The sequence below is a fragment of the Mesorhizobium sp. genome, assembly GCF_004962245.1.
Classification (GTDB): domain Bacteria; phylum Pseudomonadota; class Alphaproteobacteria; order Rhizobiales; family Rhizobiaceae; genus Mesorhizobium.
Window position 1 is genome coordinate 1 of the sequence record NZ_SUHQ01000111.1, and the last position, 351, is coordinate 351.

The 351-nt window shown below is 63.8% G+C and carries 1 protein-coding gene; it reads right to left on the minus strand.

Annotated features, from left to right (window positions below; all coding sequences use genetic code 11):
- Window positions 1-351, minus strand: a 351-nt coding sequence (locus tag E5X88_RS33560) for a glutamate synthase central domain-containing protein (RefSeq protein WP_292168574.1), incomplete at both ends; no start/stop codon positions are given.

Consider the following 351-nt stretch of genomic DNA (forward strand, 5'->3'; position numbering starts at 1 on the left):
GCGCACCGCAATAGGACTGGTAGGTTGAGATGCCCATCTTGGACATCACCTTGAGGATGCCCTTGCCGATCGACTTGATGTAGCGGGTGACGACTTCATAGGCGTCGACCTCCGCCGGCAGCTCGCCACGCTTGTGCATGTCGAGCAATGTGTCGAAGGCCAGGTAAGGATTGATCGCCTCGGCGCCGTAGCCGGCAAGGCAGCAGAAATGATGCACCTCGCGCGGTTCGCCGGACTCCACGACGAGCCCCACCGAGGTGCGCAGTCCCTTGCGGATCAGATGGTGGTGGACGGCGGCCGTCGCCAGCAGCGCTGGTATGGCGATACGGTCCGGCCCGAGCTGACGGTCGG